The 18,269-nt window shown below is 44.9% G+C and carries 18 protein-coding genes; 11 read left to right on the top strand and 7 right to left on the bottom strand.

Annotated features, from left to right (window positions below):
* Positions 1-21: 21 nt before the first annotated feature.
* Positions 22-963: a 23S rRNA pseudouridine(2605) synthase RluB gene (gene rluB, locus L4D74_RS17230; protein ID WP_428753530.1), complete on the top strand. Its 942-nt coding sequence runs from the start codon at positions 22-24 to the stop codon at positions 961-963.
* A gap of 172 nt (positions 964-1,135) precedes the next feature.
* Here the strand turns inward: rluB and L4D74_RS17225 are convergent, their stop codons facing one another.
* From L4D74_RS17225 to pspF, 6 genes are all read right to left on the bottom strand, one after another.
* On the bottom strand, positions 1,136-1,921 hold the full coding sequence (locus tag L4D74_RS17225; protein ID WP_265675564.1) for a peptide ABC transporter ATP-binding protein: 786 nt from the start codon (positions 1,919-1,921) through the stop codon (positions 1,136-1,138).
* Entirely contained in the window at positions 1,918-2,913 is a 996-nt protein-coding gene (locus L4D74_RS17220; RefSeq protein ID WP_428753529.1) for a peptide ABC transporter ATP-binding protein, read from the bottom strand. Before L4D74_RS17220 ends, L4D74_RS17225 begins: the two co-directional genes overlap by 4 nt.
* On the bottom strand, positions 2,913-3,800 hold the full coding sequence (gene sapC, locus L4D74_RS17215; protein ID WP_428753528.1) for a putrescine export ABC transporter permease SapC: 888 nt from the start codon (positions 3,798-3,800) through the stop codon (positions 2,913-2,915). Before sapC ends, L4D74_RS17220 begins: the two co-directional genes overlap by 1 nt.
* On the bottom strand, positions 3,787-4,749 hold the full coding sequence (locus L4D74_RS17210) for an ABC transporter permease (protein WP_265675561.1): 963 nt from the start codon (positions 4,747-4,749) through the stop codon (positions 3,787-3,789). The genes sapC and L4D74_RS17210 overlap by 14 nt, the downstream gene beginning before the upstream one ends.
* Complete coding sequence (locus tag L4D74_RS17205) at positions 4,750-6,369, bottom strand: ABC transporter substrate-binding protein (protein ID WP_428753527.1); 1,620 nt, start codon at positions 6,367-6,369, stop codon at positions 4,750-4,752.
* 140 nt (positions 6,370-6,509) lie between these two features.
* Entirely contained in the window at positions 6,510-7,592 is a 1,083-nt protein-coding gene (gene pspF / locus L4D74_RS17200; protein ID WP_428753526.1) for a phage shock protein operon transcriptional activator, read from the bottom strand.
* Between the two features lie 190 nt (positions 7,593-7,782).
* On the opposite strand from pspF, the gene pspA reads away from it, so the two are divergent.
* The 8 genes from pspA to L4D74_RS17160 all read left to right on the top strand — a co-directional run bounded on the left by pspA (position 7,783) and on the right by L4D74_RS17160 (position 16,139).
* The gene (gene pspA, locus L4D74_RS17195; protein ID WP_265675558.1) at positions 7,783-8,451 is read left to right on the top strand and encodes a phage shock protein PspA; all 669 of its coding nucleotides are present in this window, start codon (positions 7,783-7,785) and stop codon (positions 8,449-8,451) included.
* 9 nt (positions 8,452-8,460) lie between these two features.
* Positions 8,461-8,697: an envelope stress response membrane protein PspB gene (pspB, locus tag L4D74_RS17190; protein ID WP_265675557.1), complete on the top strand. Its 237-nt coding sequence runs from the start codon at positions 8,461-8,463 to the stop codon at positions 8,695-8,697.
* On the top strand, positions 8,690-9,076 hold the full coding sequence (gene pspC / locus L4D74_RS17185) for an envelope stress response membrane protein PspC (RefSeq protein ID WP_265675608.1): 387 nt from the start codon (positions 8,690-8,692) through the stop codon (positions 9,074-9,076). The genes pspB and pspC overlap by 8 nt, the downstream gene beginning before the upstream one ends.
* A gap of 193 nt (positions 9,077-9,269) precedes the next feature.
* A complete protein-coding gene (locus L4D74_RS17180; protein WP_428753600.1) occupies positions 9,270-10,298 on the top strand; it encodes an efflux RND transporter periplasmic adaptor subunit in 1,029 nt (342 codons plus the stop codon).
* Positions 10,298-11,416, top strand: a complete 1,119-nt coding sequence (locus L4D74_RS17175; RefSeq protein ID WP_428753598.1) for an efflux RND transporter periplasmic adaptor subunit — start codon at positions 10,298-10,300, stop codon at positions 11,414-11,416. The genes L4D74_RS17180 and L4D74_RS17175 overlap by 1 nt, the downstream gene beginning before the upstream one ends.
* Positions 11,416-14,526 (top strand): efflux RND transporter permease subunit, encoded by a 3,111-nt coding sequence (locus L4D74_RS17170; protein ID WP_428753524.1) that lies wholly within the window; start codon positions 11,416-11,418, stop codon positions 14,524-14,526. Before L4D74_RS17175 ends, L4D74_RS17170 begins: the two co-directional genes overlap by 1 nt.
* 127 nt (positions 14,527-14,653) lie before the next feature.
* Complete coding sequence (locus tag L4D74_RS17165) at positions 14,654-15,265, top strand: DNA-3-methyladenine glycosylase I (protein WP_428753523.1); 612 nt, start codon at positions 14,654-14,656, stop codon at positions 15,263-15,265.
* Between the two features lie 193 nt (positions 15,266-15,458).
* On the top strand, positions 15,459-16,139 hold the full coding sequence (locus tag L4D74_RS17160) for a DNA-3-methyladenine glycosylase I (protein ID WP_428753521.1): 681 nt from the start codon (positions 15,459-15,461) through the stop codon (positions 16,137-16,139).
* Between the two features lie 123 nt (positions 16,140-16,262).
* Here L4D74_RS17160 and L4D74_RS17155 read toward each other — a convergent pair whose 3' ends face one another.
* Positions 16,263-16,778, bottom strand: a complete 516-nt coding sequence (locus L4D74_RS17155; RefSeq protein WP_265675553.1) for a glycine cleavage system transcriptional repressor — start codon at positions 16,776-16,778, stop codon at positions 16,263-16,265.
* A gap of 518 nt (positions 16,779-17,296) precedes the next feature.
* Between L4D74_RS17155 and L4D74_RS17150 the strand changes: the two genes are divergently transcribed.
* Positions 17,297-17,764 carry a hypothetical protein gene (locus tag L4D74_RS17150; RefSeq protein WP_265675552.1) on the top strand — a complete coding sequence of 156 codons (468 nt, stop codon included), beginning with the start codon at positions 17,297-17,299 and terminating at the stop codon, positions 17,762-17,764.
* An 80-nt stretch (positions 17,765-17,844) separates the two neighbouring features.
* Positions 17,845-18,246: a DUF4345 domain-containing protein gene (locus tag L4D74_RS17145; protein ID WP_265675551.1), complete on the top strand. Its 402-nt coding sequence runs from the start codon at positions 17,845-17,847 to the stop codon at positions 18,244-18,246.
* The last annotated feature ends 23 nt before the right edge of the window (positions 18,247-18,269 follow it).

Genomic DNA, 18,269 nt, shown 5'->3' with positions numbered 1-18,269 from the left:
GACGACATTATAGGTAGGTAGATGAGCGAAAAATTACAAAAAGTGCTTGCCCGCGCAGGCCACGGCTCACGTCGTGAACTTGAAACATTGATCAAGTCAGGACGAGTGAGTGTCAACGGTCAGGTTGCAAAGTTGGGTGAGCGCCTTGAAGACGACAGTGCGATTATTCGTATTGACGGACATACTGTATCGGCTAAAGCACAAGAAGAAGTGGTTTGTCGTGTATTGGCGTATTACAAACCTGAAGGTGAGCTTTGTACGCGTCACGATCCAGAAGGTCGTCGTACGGTATTTGATCGCCTGCCAAAAATCCGCGGTTCACGCTGGATTTCAGTTGGTCGTCTTGATGCAAACACATCTGGTCTTTTGTTGTTTACTACCGATGGTGAACTGGCAAACCGCCTAATGCACCCTAGTCGCCAAGTTGAACGTGAATACCTCGTTCGTGTGTTTGGTGATGTGACTGAAAGTAAAATTCGCAACTTGGTTCACGGCGTAAAACTTGAAGACGGCATGGCACGTTTTGAAGATGTTGTGTACGCAGGTGGTGAAGGTATGAACCATACCTTCTACGTTGCGATTAACGAAGGTAGAAACCGTGAAGTACGTCGTTTGTGGGAATCACAAGAGACAACAGTGAGCCGCCTGAAGCGTGTTCGTTACGGTGATATCTACTTAGACAAAAAGCTGCCTCGTGGTGGTTGGACAGAACTAACGCTAAAAGACGTGAACTACTTGCGTGAATTGGTTGAGCTAAAGCCTGAGAAAGAAACGCTTCTTGATCAGAACAGCGCGAACACTTCTCGTCAGCGTGAACGCTCTCGCAGTCAAAAAATTCGTCGTGCGGTACGCCGTCACGAAGAGCGTGTTAGTACACCGTCAAAAGGTCGCAGTAACCAACAACGTCGCAACAAAAAGAGTGCAGGCGAAGCGGGTTCTCGTGCGAAAACCGGACGTCGCTAATTGCTAACGCTATCACATCTTAAGTAGTTAAGAGAGTGAAACAAATTATAAAAGGCCCGTTAGTGAAACTAACGGGCCTTTTTTGTCGATATCTTGATGGTGTTTACCTTAGGTCTACTTACTTGGACACGCGTATTTTAAGCCATGACCTAAAAATACGCCTCCATCAGCATTAGCGATAAACAGGCTTCTTATTAAAATGGCTTTCGACCATTCGCTGCGTCACAATATGTTGAGGTTTAGTGAGGATGTCTTGCGTGTCACCGTATTCAACCACGTCACCTTCATGCATCACCATCACTTTATCCGTGATGTGTTTAACGATTCCTAAGTGTTGTGATACATAGACAAAAGCCACGCCCATTTCTTCTTGCAGCTCCAAAAATAGATTAATAATTTGTGAGCGCATTGCCATATCTAAGCCATTGAGTGCCTCGTCAGCGACGATGATAGAAGGCTGCAAGATGAGTGCTCGCGCCAAACAAATACGTTGCTTTTGACCTGTAGCGAGCATCTGCGGATAAAAGTAAGCGTGCTCTGGTAGCAAGCCAACTCGTACTAGCGTGTCTTTTACACGTCGCATTCTCGCTTCCGGTGGCATGTTGGTATTTCGCTTTAGTGGTCCTTCAAGAATTCGACCAATTTGTATCCTTGGATTCAAAGAGGTATTGGGATCTTGGAAGATCATGCGAATAAGCTTACAGCGCGTTGAGTAATCTTTATGTTCTAATAAATCACCATTGACGCGTATTTCACCTGCTGTTGGTTCGACAACGCCTGCTAACATTCGAGCAAGCGTGGATTTCCCCGAGCCATTCTTACCAATAAAGCCAATAGTTTGACCCGCTTCTAGACTAAAACTGACGGGCTTAACTGCATGCTGAATTTTCTTTTGAAAAAGCTTTGAACGAGTCACAAAGTCCTTTTTAAGTCCCGTGACTTCTAACAATGCACTCATTCTTTTTTCTCCGTATTCAGCGGGAAGTGACAGCTGTATTTATGGTTCTTCACTCGTTTGACGGGTGGAATTTCAACACACTGCCTCTGCGCGTAAGGACAGCGAGGGCCGAGTCGGCAGCCAATCGGTAAATGCTGAAGTGGCGGAATAGAACCAGGTAAAGACTGTAGCTTTTCTTTGTGCGGGATCCAATCACCAAAATCAGGCATCGCTTTCAATAGGGCGACGGTATAAGGATGCTTAGGAGCATCTAAGATTTTTTTGGTATCAGCAGACTCTACAGATTGCCCACAGTACATAACGGTAATGCGCGTAGCCCATTGGGTAATGGTGGTTAAATCATGGCCAATTAGGATCAAGGTTGTGTTATGGAGCTGATTCATACGGCTTAATAAACGTAAGATCTGCGACTGAGTAATGGGGTCTAAGTCATTAGTCGGTTCATCCGCTATCAGCAATTTAGGCTTTGCAGCAATCGCCATCGCAATCATGATTTTTTGGCACTCACCGTCGGTAAGCTCATATGGGTAGCTATGCATGACACGCGTATGTTCTTTGATGCCGACTTTATGCAACAGGGCAATGGCTTGCTTCTTACGCCATTTGAATCGTTCCCACCACTTACCATCGAAAGAACGCGAAGGAATGGCTTCAATGAGCTGCCTACCGACTTCTTCTGAAGGGTCCAAACAAGTGGATGGTTCTTGAAAAATCATCGCGACATCACGAGCAATCACTCGACGTCTTTCGCGTGGGGTGAGTTGCAATAAGTCGATGTTACCAAGACGCATACGATCGGCAGACACCCGCCAGTTGTCTTTGCATACGCCAACGATCGCTTTGGCAACTAAGCTTTTTCCGGATCCAGACTCGCCAACGAGACCGCGAATTTCCCCATCATTAATGGTAAAACTCATTCTGTCGACGGCTTTAACTAATCCTTGTGGGGTTTCAATTTCGATAGTCAAATGACGAATATCTAATACAGGCATTATTCCACTCCCGCGTTTAACGCGCTACGCACGCCTTCGCCGACGATGTTGATGACGACAACTACACATAAAATGGCAAGGCCGGGTAGGACCACTGTCCAAGGTGCGAGATAAAGAAGCTCAGCGGCATCACCTAATACCGCACCCCATTCACTACTTGGGGCTTGAGCGCCTAATCCTAAAAAGCCAAGTGCGGTAATGTCTAAAATTGCGATGGATAGCGCGAAGGTGAATTCGGCGGCAATAATGGACAAAATATTAGGCAATATTGAATTCCACAGTAAGTAGAAGTCATTGGCGCCGTCAAGGCGAGCGGCCATGATGTAATCTTTTTCCACTTCGGTGTGCACTGCTACATAAACGGTACGAACAAAGCGCGGGATCAAGGCTAGGCAGATAGCAAGCAGGATGTTGTATTCGCCGGGGCCTAAAAATGCCACAAAAATAATGGCGAGTAATAGCGATGGTATTGACATCACGGTATCAAGAAGGTGGTTCAAGATACTGGATAGTAAGCCCTTTGTCATACCCGCTAAAATACCGATAAAGCAGCCCACCAACGCGGAAATAACGGTAATAATGACCGCCGCACCGAAGGATAGGCGAGAGCCATCGATGATTCGAGAAAGGATATCACGACCTAAATCATCGGTACCAAAAAAGAACTCGACCGTCCCCGCAGGATCCCAAGATGGTGGAATAAGTAAAAACGAGCTTTGCGCCATTGGGTCATATGGGGCGAGCCATGGCGAAGCGAGCGTGATGAGGATGATTAGACCAAAGCACCATAGCCCAAACATGGACAGGCTGTTACTTCGATAGCTTCGCCAAAAGCGTTCGAGTTGGGTTGGAATGCGTTCTTCCTGATAGATATTATCTGACAGCATACCATTCCTTCCTAACTAACGGGTTGATCATCGCGCCGATAATATCGGACAAGATACTTGCCGCGAGCACAATGGTCGCAACCACCATTACGCCAGCTTGTATTGATGCATAATCCTGACTTGATAGCGCATCTAAGAGCCAACGACCGATACCCGGCCAGTTAAAAATGGATTCCGTCATAATCGCGAGGGTAATCATGCTCGACAGCTGAACCCCTAATTTCGGTATTATCGGCGGTATGGCGTTACGAAGAACGTGCTCTATTACGATCTCATAATTGGATAAACCTTTGATTCGTGCGGCTCGGATGTAGTTTTGTGCCATTACTTCTGTCACGGAGGTACGCATCATTCGTATGACTTGCATCGTAGGCGATAGTGCTAGTACGAAACAAGGAAGAATCATATGCTCGATAACGCTTTGCAGCGCTTCGCGTCGGTATGGTCCATCCGAAAGTAGGGCATCGATCAACGCAAAACCAGTCACATGGTCTATTTCATAGAGTAAGTCATAGCGACCGGCTACCGGAAACCATTGAAAATTGAGTGAAAAATACATAATCATCAACAGTGCAATCCAAAATAGCGGGGCAGCGTAGCCCACCATGGATGAAAAAGAGATGATGTTATCGAGCCACTTGCCTTTTTTCATGCCAGCGATGGTACCTGCAGGAATGCCAATAAACACGGAGATGGTAAATGCGGCAAAGCACAGTTCTAACGTTGCAGGCAGAACGGCGGTGAGCTCATCAATGATTGGGACACCAGCTTTTGTTAATCCAAAATCTAGCTTTGTCAGTTGTCCAACATAGTGAATCCAGCCTTGGAAAAACGTTTGGTTTGCCCAAAAAGAGTCGGGCTCTAAGCGCAGCAAGTTATAGCCGACCAGCGTTAGGATAAGCAAGGTGATGACAAATAAATTGAGTCGGCGAATCGCATACCAGAACATCTATTTTAACCTCACTACTTGGTCAAACGGTTGAGCATTAAATGGGCTTGTTCGAAAACCGGTCAGGTCATCATTATGTGCCTGATATTTTTGTCCATGCGCAATAGGAATGACCGGAACTTGATCGAAAAGAATATTTTGAGCTTGTCGATACAAGTTAACACGGTAGCGTGGTTCACTCACTTCAAGGGCGAGATCGAGTAAAAAATCAAAATCGTCATTACACCACATTGAAAGGTTCAACCCTTCTCGTTTCGATGAACAAGACAGCAGGGGTCTTAAGTAGTTATCGGGATCACCAGTATTACCGACCCAGCCAGTCAGCAATAAATCTACCTCTTGGATGTTGGCTAGCTCAATTCGGTCAACGCGTTCATCGGTTAACAGATTCAGTGTGACGCCGACATCAGCAAGATTTGCTTGGATAAGTTCTGCCGTTTTTCTCGGACTTGGGTTATATACACGTGGCTCGAGTGGAACTGCCATGGTGAGTTCTAATCCGCTCTTATAGCCCGCGTCACGAAGTAGTGCCATCGCATAATTACGGTCATAGCGAACTTGAGTTTGATCCTTTTGATAGGCCCAAGAGCTTGGTGGTAAGAGGGTGTAGGCTTTTTCACCACTGTCGTAGTACACCGCTTCGAGAATATTGTCGCGGTTAATCGCCAGATTGAGGGCTTTTCGCACGCGTTGGTCACTGAGCGCTGGATGCTGCGTGTTGAGTGCAATAAATGACACATTCATCGCTGGCTTGGCTTGAAGTACGACGGAGTCTTCTTTAAGTATGATAGGTATTTGGCTCGATACTGGTGAATTGAGAACGTCACACTCACCACGTAATAACTTAGCTAAAGCTCCCGCTCCTCGGTGGGAGATGTCGAACACAACTTGCTCCATTTCGACCGACCCACGCCAGTATTTGTCGTGACGCTTTAAGCGTACTAAATCGGAGACCTGATACTCGTCAAGGTAGAATGGGCCTGTCCCAACAGGGTGTGTGTCGAGATTGAGCTTGTTCTCTTCCTGCTGCAATATTTTACCGTATTCTGCGGAGAATATGGGAGCGTGGGCGGTCGAAATATTAGATAAGAAGGAGTTGTCTGGTTTCGAAAGCGTGAATTGAACCGTGTGATCATCAATAGCAATAACACGGGTGACCAGCGAAGCAAAGTTGATGCCCGCAAACCATGGATACACGCTGCCACCCACTTGGTGATAAGGGTGGTCAGTATCTAAAATACGCTCAAAACTGAACACCACATCGTCAGCATTGAGCGTTCGAGTTGGGGTAAACCAATCTGTGGTATGAAATTCAACATTATCACGCAGATTAAAGGTGTAGACGGTACCGCTTTCATCGACCGTCCAGCTTTTTGCTAGATTGGGCACGGGTTGGTGAGTGCCTGAATTTAGCGTGAGTAGCGTGTCATATAATTGAGGCGCGATCGCTTCGACAGTAATGCCGCCATCGACTAATTGAGGGTTAAATGTACTTGGACGACCTTGGTCGCAGTACACGAAACCGTCCTGTCGAACTTTTGTATGGTCGATCGTATCCTCACAGCCAGCGACAAGCGCGATGCTGCAAAGTGTAATGGATAGTTTTAGTAATGCCTTCATAAACACGCTACATTCATTTTAGTGAACGTAATATCTGTATTGAGAACAGAGTAATTTACCACTAATTTGATTGTTAAACCAATAACGACAAGTAGTTATCGACGATTTTATTTATTTTGATGGTGACTCTTTGAGCGCTTTCATATGAGTTTGTGCTTTCTAACCAGCCCTCTTAGCTGATCATAGCTTAAGCTCAGCATTTTAGCGGCGGTTCTTTGGTTGTATTGTGCTTGCTCTAATGCTGCGCGAATAACAATGATGGCTTGTTCTTCTTTCCATAATTTAAAATCAATAGGAAAGGTTAGCGTATCAGAGAGTGGTGTGGATGATGCCTGCAAAGGGGCACTATTGGGTGTCGTTGCTTGGCTGATGACTTCCGGTGCTGCATTTACTGATTCAGTAACGATATTTGTAGCAGGGTTTGTCGCAGCTTTTGCGCCTGGACTCAATAGAGGGAAGTCGTTGCTAAATGGATTAAAAGTAAGCGTATTGATTGGTTGTGAGCTCGTACCGTGTTGGTAGACGGCGCGCTCGATAACGTTCTTGAGCTCTCGAACGTTTCCGGGCCAAGGGTATTCATGAATACTGTGCCAAGCTTGAGAGGTGAAGCCGACAAACAGAGGCAAACTTAGTTCACGGCACATCTTTATTGCGAAATGCTCGGCAAGCAATGCAATGTCTTCTTGGCGGGCTCTTAGCGGTGGAAGTTGAATGACATCAAAGGCAAGCCTGTCTAATAAGTCCGCTCTGAATTTACCTTTTTGGGCTAAAGCGGGCAGATCTTCATTGGTGGCGCACACTAATCTTACGTTGGCTTCTAATGCTTTTGCTCCGCCGACACGTTCATACTGGCCATACTCGATAACGCGTAATAGTTTTTCTTGAACCGATAGCGGCGTCGTGGCCAATTCATCTAAGAACAGCGTGCCATTCTCTGCGCGTTCAAATCGCCCAAGGTGGCGACCTTTAGCGCCAGTAAATGCACCGGACTCATGACCAAATAATTCTGAGTCGATCAGCCCGTCACTCAATGTCGAGCAGTTTAGCGAAATTAGCGGTTGATCCCAGCGAGTGGATAGGTAGTGAAGGCGTTGTGCAATGAGCTCTTTTCCCGTACCTCTTTCGCCAATGACCAGCACGGGGCGATTAATGGGAGCCAGCCTTGAAACTTTATCGAGAACGGCTAAAAAGCTTGGAGACTCGCCAATGAGGTTTTGCGCCATGTTACAGTCCTTAGATGTGGTTTTTTTTACCAACTATTGGTGAATCATATTAGCAGTCTACTAATAAAATGCGAATGATTGAGCTAACATATTGTTAATGTAGGCTTTGTAAAATTGGCATGAAACTTGGATTGTCTTAGGTGGCACATGATTGAATGATGACACCACGTGATTTTTTAGGAGATGTATTATGGGTATTTTTTCTCGTTTCGCTGATATCGTAAATTCTAACGTTAGCGCTCTTTTAGACAAGGCAGAGGATCCGGAGAAAATGATTCGCCTGATCATCCAAGAAATGGAAGACACCTTGGTGGAAGTTCGCACTAACTCGGCAAAGGCCATAGCGGATAAAAAAGAATTGGCTCGCAAGGTCAAAGCATTAGAAGAGCAAGTGCTTGAATGGCAACATAAAGCGACGTTAGCACTGACTAAGCAAAGAGAAGAACTGGCTCGTGCGGCGTTGATTGAAAAGCAAAAAGTAGAGAAAATTGTTAAAGGTTTGCATGATGAACAAACATTGGTCGAAGAAACGATTGATAAGCTGACTAATGAAATCAGTAAACTCGAATCAAAAATAATGGAAACGCGCTCTAAGCAGCAAGCACTTATGATTCGTTCACAGACAGCTAATAACCGTCGTGATGTGCAAAAGCATCTACATACTAGCCGCACCCATGAATCGATGGCGAAATTTGAACAGTACTCGCGTAAAGTCGATGAACTAGAAGCAGAGGCAGATCTGTATGCCAATAGTGGTAATGCTAAGTCATTAGATCAAGAATTTGCAGAGTTACAAGCGCAAGACGAAATTGATCAAGAACTGGCTAAGCTCAAAGAGCAAATGAATAAAAATAAATAGGAGACGAACATGTCGACATTTCTCATTGCTGGACCCGTTATTGTATTTCTAATATTCGTGGCGCCGCTATGGTTGTTCCTTCATTACCGAAGCAAGCGTAAGTCCGAATCTGGGTTGTCTTCAAAAGAGTTCGAGAAGCTACAAGCGTTGTCAGCGAGAGCGGAAAATATGCAGCGCCGTGTTGAGAGTCTAGAGCGAATCTTAGATGCGGAGTCACCTAAGTGGAGGCAAAATTATGATGCATAAAGACCTATATAAGGACCCGATCAACGGCAAGCTCACAGGGGTCTGTGCCGGGATTGCGAATTATTTTGGTGTCGAGGTATGGTTAGTTCGGATTTTGGTTATTTCCGCCGCTTTGCTAGGAGGAAGCTTCTTAGTATTATTGGCTTATGTCGCAATGAGTTTGATGTTAGAGAAGCAACCCGATAATTTTGTTGAAGAACTGAGGTCGAAGCAAGAGCACTCGCTCAAAAGCAAGCCTTGGAAACAAGGGCAAAATGCCAAAGACCTGCTCAATACTATTGAAAACGACATGGATAAAATGGAAGGGTCGCTTCGTAGTATGGAGGCCTACGTTACTTCAGATGCGTATGCAGTGAATCGAGAATTTAGTAAGTTATAAGCGATGTTAAAACCATGGTAAAGCCCAGTTATCTTAGGATGCTGGGTTTTTTGTTGTCCGTTAAAAATAGCGTTGAGTAATAAATTACCAAAGAAGAGATAAAATTTATTAATAATTAGTCACTTGCTGGCAGAGGTGAGTGCTCTAGACTATCTTTTTAACTACAAGTTAAACAGGGTAGTTAGAAATGAACATGAAGTTGTCAGCATTATTTTTAGTGGTAGCAGTGCTTAGTGCATGTGGTAAAGCTCCCCCTCCTATTCCTGAGCCGGAATCTCGACCGGCAAAGTTATTTTCTGTTTCGGTTGGCAATAGTCAATTCGAGCGTTCATTTCCGGCCACCTCTGAAGCGGGCGATAAAGCGGTGTTGGCTTTTCGAGTGCCCGGGCAATTAGAACAAATTGTGGTGCGCTCGGGTCAGACAGTAAACAAGGGTGACTTACTTGCCAGCCTTAACCCAGACGAATACCTGCTATTGGAAAAACAAGCAAAAGCAAACTTCAGGCTTGCAGATGTGCAGTATCAGAGAGCACTAAAACTACGCAAAGAAAAAGTGGTATCTGAGCAAGATTATGATCAAGCCAATGCCAATATGAAGTCTGCACGAGCGAGCTGGTCGCAAGCTAAAGCCAACTTAAGTTACGCTAAATTAGTGGCGCCTTACGATGGTACCATTTCTATTATTCCTGCCGATAATTTTGAATATATTCAAGCCAAAGAGGGGGTTATGAATATTCAGTCTAACCAGTTGCTCAAGGTTATATTCCAATTGCCAGATTACCTACTTAACCGCTTTCAAGGTAAAAATAAGATTGATGCATCGATGGCGTTTGATGCGTTTCCAAGTAACCAATATGAGCTGACTTTCCAAGAAATTGATACGGAAGCTGACCCTAAAACAGGCAGTTATAAAGTAACGATGGTTATGGAGAGGCCGTCTGACATCGGCATTTTACCGGGTATGGCTGGGCAAGTGAGAGTGATTGCCAAAAGCGAAGCTGCGACGGTGATTCCTGTGTCAGCCTTGTTTGTTGAAAATGACAAGCAATGCGTGTGGAAGGTCGGTGACGATGGGATTGTTGAGAAGGTGGCGGTGGAGCTCAATGCAAAAAGACAAGTAATCACCGGACTTGAAGATGGTGACAAGATCGTCATTTCAGGTGTTCAAGGAATAGAAGCGGGCATTAAGGTTCGTGAGTGGATTAAGGAAAGAGGGCTATGATGATGAATTTTCGCCTAGTTAGTCTACTTGGTATTGTTACGCTGCTAGTTGGTTGTGACAAAGCAGCTGTAGAAGAAAGAAATGAAATTCCGAAGGTGAGAGTGACAACGATTAGTAAAGCAGAGCTAAAAGACAAGTTGTATTTTCCAGCATTAGCAACCGCGGCAGATCGTTCCCATTTGAGCTTTCGAGTGTCGGGAGAGATCAATAGCATCACGCTTAAAGAAGGGGACTTTGTAAAAAAAGGCGATATTCTCGCTACCCTAGACCCAACGGATTACAAGTTAGATGTTGATAATGCACAGGCGCGTTTCTCGGTTATTGATAGTCAGTATCGCCGTTCGAGTCCTTTGGTGAAAAAAGGGCTTTTGGCAAAGTCGCAATTTGATGAAATAGCGGCGCAACGCGCTTATGCCAGAGCAGAACTTGAGTTGGCACAATTGAGGTTGTCGTTTACCCAGTTGCTTGCTCCAGTGGATGGCGTTATTTCAAGGGTGTCCGCGGAGCAATTTGAAAATGTCCAAATTGGCCAGCAAGTCGTGAATATTCATAGCGTTGAGGAGGTGGAAATTATTATGCAGATGCCTGATAGTTTCTCGCTAAATCAGCCTAAAAGTAACGATATAAGCCACATTGGGGCGCTTGTGCGAGTACCTTCTGGCAACGAATATGAAGCGCAGCTAAAAGAGTTTACTACTGAACCGGATCCTGCGCTTGGTACGTTTACCGCCACCTTAGTGATGCCAATGCCTGCGACGGAATTTGTTTTGGATGGCATGGCTGTGGATGTCACCTCCAAGGCGAAAGATGTCGGACTCAAGTTGGACTTGGGGGTGAGTGTTCCGATTGAGTCGGTGTTTAACCAAGATGGCGATGGATTGGGCGATCTTGAAAAATATGTCTGGGTTGTCTCTGATGATGGAAACCTGAACCATGAAAACCTAAGTCATGGAAACAGGGCAACGGTAAGCAAGCAAAAGGTACTCACAGGTAAAGTCTCTCGTTCTACCATTCAAATATTAGATGGAATAGAGAGTAATGATCAGATAGTCATTGCAGGTATTGCCCGATTACGTGACGGCATGGAAGTGGAAGTTCTCGCGCAGGAGGCGAACTAATGAGCCAAGAAGAAAAGAAGTCTTTGCCTCAAAGTGATGATGATATCACGGGTGTAGCCGCCTATTTTATTCGTAACAAAGTGGTCAGTTGGATGGTTTCGCTGATTTTCCTTATTGGAGGTGTATCCGCCTTTTTTGGCTTAGGACGCTTGGAAGATCCCGCCTTTACCATTAAAGATGCCATGGTGGTCACCTCTTATCCGGGGGCGACACCGCAACAAGTTGAAGAAGAAGTGACTTATCCCATCGAAAAAGCGATTCAACAGCTGACCTATGTCGATGAAATCAATTCAATCTCCAGCCGTGGTTTGTCTCAAATAACCGTCACCATGAAAAACAATTATGGGCCTGATGATTTACCGCAAATTTGGGATGAGTTACGCCGAAAAGTGAATGACTTAAAGGGGTCATTACCACCAGGCGTCAACGACCCAACGGTAATAGACGACTTTGGTGATGTCTATGGCGTATTACTGGCGTTAACAGGCGAGGGGTACAGCTATAAAGAAATTTCTGATTATGTGGATTACTTGCGGCGGGAGCTCGAACTTATTGATGGTGTCAGTAAAGTGTCGGTGACGGGGCAGCAGCAAGAACAAGTCTTTATTGAAATTTCGATTAAACGAATTAGTGCTTTAGGCATTGCGCCCAGTACGATTTTTAATTTGCTGCAAACGCAGAATGTGGTGTCTAACGCAGGCGCGACTCGCATTGGTAGTGAGTATATTCGTATTCAGCCAACGGGTGAATTTACCGATGTCAGTGAACTCGGCGATTTGATTTTAACAGAAGGTGGAGCTGATGGGCTCATCTATCTAAAAGATGTGGCTGACATTAAACGCGGCTTTATCGAAGTGCCGACGAATATCATCAACTTTAATGGCCAAGTGGCGTTGAATGTGGGGGTATCATTTGCGACAGGGGTGAATGTAGTAGAGGTTGGAGAGCGGTTTGACCGACGACTAGCAGAGCTTAAGTTTCAGCAACCTGTTGGTATCGAGATCGCAGAGGTGTATAGCCAACCAAAGGAAGTAGACAAGTCCGTTCGTGGTTTTGTCGTGAGTTTGGGGCAGGCCGTTGCGATTGTTATTATCGTTCTGCTGTTTTTTATGGGGTTGCGATCGGGCTTGTTGATCGGTTTGATCTTGTTACTGACGGTACTTGGCACCTTTATTTTCATGCAATACATGGCGATTGATTTGCAGCGAATCTCATTGGGTGCGTTGGTGATTGCGCTAGGGATGCTGGTGGATAATGCCATAGTGGTGGTTGAAGGGATATTAATAGGTACACAGCGAGGGAAGACGCGGCTTCAAGCCGCAACAGACATTGTAACTCAAACTAAGTGGCCATTATTAGGCGCGACGGTGATTGCAGTCACTGCATTTGCGCCTATTGGCTTGTCGCAAGATTCTACCGGTGAGTACTGTGGCACCTTGTTCACGGTGCTGCTTATTTCGCTGATGTTAAGTTGGTTTACGGCAATTTCGCTTACCCCATTTTTTGCAGACATGTTCTTTAAAGGTCAGAAAATCAAAGGGGGTGAAGACGGTGGACAGGGCAGTGATCCTTATAATGGCATTGTCTTTGTGATGTATCGAAAGTTTTTAGAATTTTGTATGCACCGTGCTTGGTTAACCGTCGCTTTTCTCATTGTATGTCTTGGCGGCAGCTTATATGGGTTTACTTTAGTAAAGCAGTCGTTCTTCCCTGCATCGACAACGCCGATGTTTCAGGTGGATGTGTGGTTGCCCGAAGGTACCGATATTCGCGCAACGAATACTAAGTTAAAAGTATTGGAGAATTGGATAGCAGAGCAGCCCGAAACCGACCATATTACGACGACAGCAGGTAAAGGTTTACAGCGCTTCATGCTGACTTACGCGCCCGAAAAGAGTTATGCCGCCTATGGTGAAATCACCACTAGAGCGAAGAGTTACGAGCAACTTCAACCTCTAATGAATCGTTTTAGAGATTATGTAGATAGCACTTTCCCTGAGATCAATTATAAGCTTAAACAGATTGAACTTGGTCCTGGTGGAGGGGCGAAGATTGAAGCGCGCATTATCGGTTCGGATCCAACGGTATTACGTGGTATTGCAACTCAAGTCATGGATATTATGTATGCTGATCCCGGTGCATTTAATATTCGTCATGATTGGCGAGAGAGAACCAAAGTACTTGAGCCAATATTTAATGAAAGCCAAGCAAGACGCTACGGTATTACTAAGTCTGATGTCGATGATGTGTTGATGATGTCCTTTTCTGGGAAGTCGGTTGGGCTATATCGCGACGGAACAACGCTTATGCCTATCGTCGCTCGTCTCCCTGATGACGAGCGGGTGGATATCCGTAATATTGAGGGCATGATGATATGGAGCCCGGCTCTGTCCGAGTTTATCCCATTCCAGCAAGTGACTCAGGGTTATGATGTTCGCTGGGAGGACCCAATAATTGTGCGTAAGAACCGCAAGCGTATGTTGACGGTGATGGCGGATCCTGATCTTCTTGGTGAAGAAACCGCAGCAACATTACAACAACGTATTCAGTCTCAGATTGAAGCCATAGAGCTTCCACCTGGCTATTTCTTGGAGTGGGGGGGGGAATATGAGTCATCAGGAGACGCGCAGGCGTCACTGTTCCAAACGATGCCTATGGGCTATTTGTTTATGTTCCTGATCACTATATTTCTGTTCAATGCGGTGAAAGAGGCGTTGATTGTGTGGTTGACGGTGCCGCTTGCCATTATTGGTGTTACCACTGGGTTGTTGGCGTTGAATACCCCGTTTGGCTTTATGGCTCTACTGGGTTTCCTTAGCTTATCAGGAATGGTTTTGAAAAATGGTATCGTACTACTCGATCAGATAGAAATTGAGATTAAATCGGGTAAAGAAGCGTATTACGCGGTCGTTGATGCGGCATTGAGTCGTGTTCGTCCGGTGTGTATGGCGGCCATCACAACGATACTGGGTATGATTCCATTATTGCCAGATATCTTTTTCAAACCGATGGCGGTCACCATCATGTTCGGGCTTGGGTTTGCGACGGTACTGACGTTGATTGTTGTACCTGTGCTGTATCGATTGTTCCATCGAGTTAACGTCATGTAATGACAGATATGCTGTGATAGGAAATCTCAATCGCGGTATTTATCGGAAATTAACACTCTAAATTGAATGCTGTCACCAGCTGCGGCGACAGCATTTTGGCAATACTGATAACAGGAAGGATGTGAGTATGTGTAAGCGTTGTCCATGGTTGGATGAAACAAAGAGTGATTATGTTGAATACCATGATAACGAGTGGGGCGTGCCAGTATTTGATGATAGGACGTTATTTGAGTTTTTGGTTCTTGAGTCGGCTCAAGCAGGCCTAAGTTGGTATACGATATTAAAACGACGTGAAGGTTATCAAGGCGCCTTTGCCGATTTTAATGTTGAGAAAGTCGCGCAGTTTTCCCAACAAGATGAAGAACAGCTCATGCAAGATACGGGCATTATTCGTAATAGGTTGAAAATCAAATCGACGGTCACGAATGCGCAATGCTTTATTCAGATTCAACAAGAGTTCGGTTCGTTTAGTCAATACCTGTGGTCGTATGTTGATCATGCGGTCATTGTTAATAACTGGCAGTGTTTAGAAGACTACCCTGCCACGTCGTCTGTATCGGACGCTTTGAGTAAGGATTTGAAAAAGCGTGGTTTTAAGTTTGTCGGCTCCACCATTATTTATGCCTACCTTCAGGCCGCTGGTTTGATTAATGACCATAGTCAACAATGCTATCGCCGCCAACAAATCATCGATAGTTACTCATCACTAGGGGTGAATTACGTTATTTCTAATCCATAACGATTGGCGAGTAGTTAGCTATATTAATTCGAGTGATCGCTATTCGTGGTAGCAGTAACAGCAGTAACGCGAATAGCGATAGTTATTGAGTGACGTTGTCACCTGCATGTGGAGTAGATAGAAGCGGTTTAATCAAGCGTGTTATAGTGTTGAAAATAGTGTGACAAAAATGTCGAACAAGACGAAGGATAATATGGAAAAATTTTCCTCTATTTACGCTCGTGCTTCAGAGCGTAAAGGCGGTGATGACGCGCTGGAGTCTCTACTTGCTAAACCCCTTACGCGATCAGAGTTATTGACGATATCGGATGATAGGTGGTTGGCTGCGTTTACAATGAAGGTGTTCCAATGCGGTATCTCATGGCAAGTGGTGCGTAATAAATGGGATAACTTTGAAGACGTATTTTTCCAGTTTCGAGTCGAGCCGTTATTGATGTTGTCAGATGAACACTGGGAGCAAAAAGCCCAAGACCCGCGCATTATTCGACATCTGACCAAGGTGATGTCGATTCCTAGCAACGCGAGAATGATTCAATCTGCTCGTTTTGAGCATGCTTCTTTCGCCGAGATGGTGTCTAACTGGCCTGCGGATTCTGTGACGGAGCTGTGGCTGCATTTGAAAAAACATGGCGCCCGATTAGGGGGAAATACCGGACCTTATGCATTGCGTCAGCTTGGTGTTGACACGTTTATTTTGTCCTCGGATGTAGAAGGTTATCTGAGAAACACAAAAGTGCTGGATTCAGGAAGAGGAACAAAACGGGCGCTTAAGGCGGCCAATGTGGCTTTTGCAGAGTGGCAGCAAGAGTCAGGGCGATCGCTGTCAGAAATTAGCCAAATCATAGCCTATGGTTTTGGAGAAAACAGGGTCTAACTTGTTCATCTATAGGGCGTAAGTTCTGCAATTTCAAGCCGCTGTTCTATTAGCTGTTTATACGGATAAAGAAAACCATCGCTGAGGCGATGGTTTTGAAGAGTCAGCATACTGCGGAGACGGTTAAGACTCCAAAATAACACGAGTGTCTTCACTGAGCGCTTCTAATTCATTGGCTATATCGGCAATTTTCATTGCTTGCGGGATTTTAAGGGCGATATTTGCGGTGAATAAGCTCGAGCTAATGCCGCCGCCGCCAGCTAGGAAGACTCGCTGGCAGTCCATGTCTAAAATGCGAATATCTTGTGCGTCGAGGTATTGAGTAATTTCATTCACAATACCGGCTCGATCGTTAGCATCCAATCTTAGGTGATAAATAGTTTCTTGATCGTGGATATGTCTTTCGGTATCGGTGATCTGAACCGTGAGATTAGTATGATCTTCAAAAGCTCGTTTGACGATGGCTTGATTTTCGCTAGGAAGCTCGACTTTGATGACGGCCGCAACATGATCTTCGAGGAAGTTCACTTTACTCACCAACCATTTTCCACCATTTTCATGAGTAATCGCGGCTAAGTTTTTGATGGTGGCTGGGGTGGCTTGACCGACAAAGCTGACGATGAAAGTAGTACTGCTCATAAGATTCCCTCCACGGGTTTAAAACCGATAACTAATTGAATAGTTAATTCCAGTTTAGATGTAAAACAGTTCCGCCGCATGATGAACGTCAAGTATTCACTCTAAAACTAAAACAAGATCATTGAACTGTAATTAGGCGCACAATTTACATGGTTTTTATTTGGTCAACAAAGAGTTAGCTATAATACCCTTCTTGTCGCAGATCTAATTTACCGTTCTCTGACATTTAATAACTAGACCGACCGGTTTGTTTTGGTTATTGTGTGATTACTTTCTTAGGAGGATAACCATATCGTAACGATGAGTTGGATTGGCAAATCCGCGGAATAATACCATCTTAGGGTACCGGATATGGTCTACTGGATGTCACGAAGTGCTCACTAAATACGGGGATCCAGAACTCAATTATGTGTACCAACACGGGCAACAAATATTTCATCATATTGAGCCAATTATCGGTCATATACTTAAGCCAAATAGTGTGGTGAAAACCGCATGTACATTGAATGGGTGGCAATATGGATAGTTATTTACTACTGGGCTTGGCCATGGCTTTGCTTAGTATTTGGAAAACATACTCTGGTCCGGCATTAGCAGGCTTTGTTGGTTTTAGTTATCCTGAAATGTTGTTGTTTAATGTGCTTCCAGCATTGATGGCAGGCTGTTTTGGATGGTTTATTGGGCGATATTCCTTTTATCTTTATGCAAGAAAGAACTTTCATCCTCATAGGCCTAAGCTGAGGCGCTTTGTTGCGGCATGGAAAAGATACGGCAATAAAACAATGGCGACACTTGCTCCTGTTCTAGTTGGCATTCCATTGTATACCTTGGTCGCAAGGCGGCTTAGACAAGATCGAGTGACAACCTTCATTTTATTGTCATCGTCTATTTTGTGTTGGAGTGGCTTGAGCTATAGCCTCGTCAATGCATTAGATCTCAGTACACACTTCAATCTACAAGGCTTGCTCACACAGATAGGGCTTTGAGTTAACTTACTTTATTAAATCTGAAAGTTTGCTTTATGGATACCAGCAACTAGTCTGTAAGAGCAAGCAGGAGTCGCAACATGACACATACACAAAAGTTCTTGTTAATGGCGGTACTTGGGCTAATCCCAATTGCTTTAATGTATGGGTTGGTACCTAGTATCACCTTACCTTTCCTGTTTGATATTGATGCATCACCGACGAATGTGAGTCATATCTTTCGTGCTGTAATGGGGCTTTATCTTGCATTGGCGGTCTATTGGCTGATGGGGGCTTTCGGGACACCAAAAATGGCGCGCTCTGCACTACAAAGTCTGATTGTCTTTATGTGGGGGCTGGGTTTAGGTCGTGTTATAAGCATGGTCGTTGATGGGATACCAAATGGGCTGTTAGTCGTATATCTTCTCCTCGAAATAGGATTTGGAGTGGTAGGGATTGTGCTTCTCCAAAAAGATGATTTTAAAACCAAACGTGTCGCATGAATAGTGTCGCATGAATAATGTCG

Origin of the sequence: Vibrio cionasavignyae (assembly GCF_050337155.1) — a bacterium.
Classification (GTDB): domain Bacteria; phylum Pseudomonadota; class Gammaproteobacteria; order Enterobacterales; family Vibrionaceae; genus Vibrio; species Vibrio nomapromontoriensis.
This window is presented reverse-complemented; position numbering and strand designations above follow the sequence as displayed.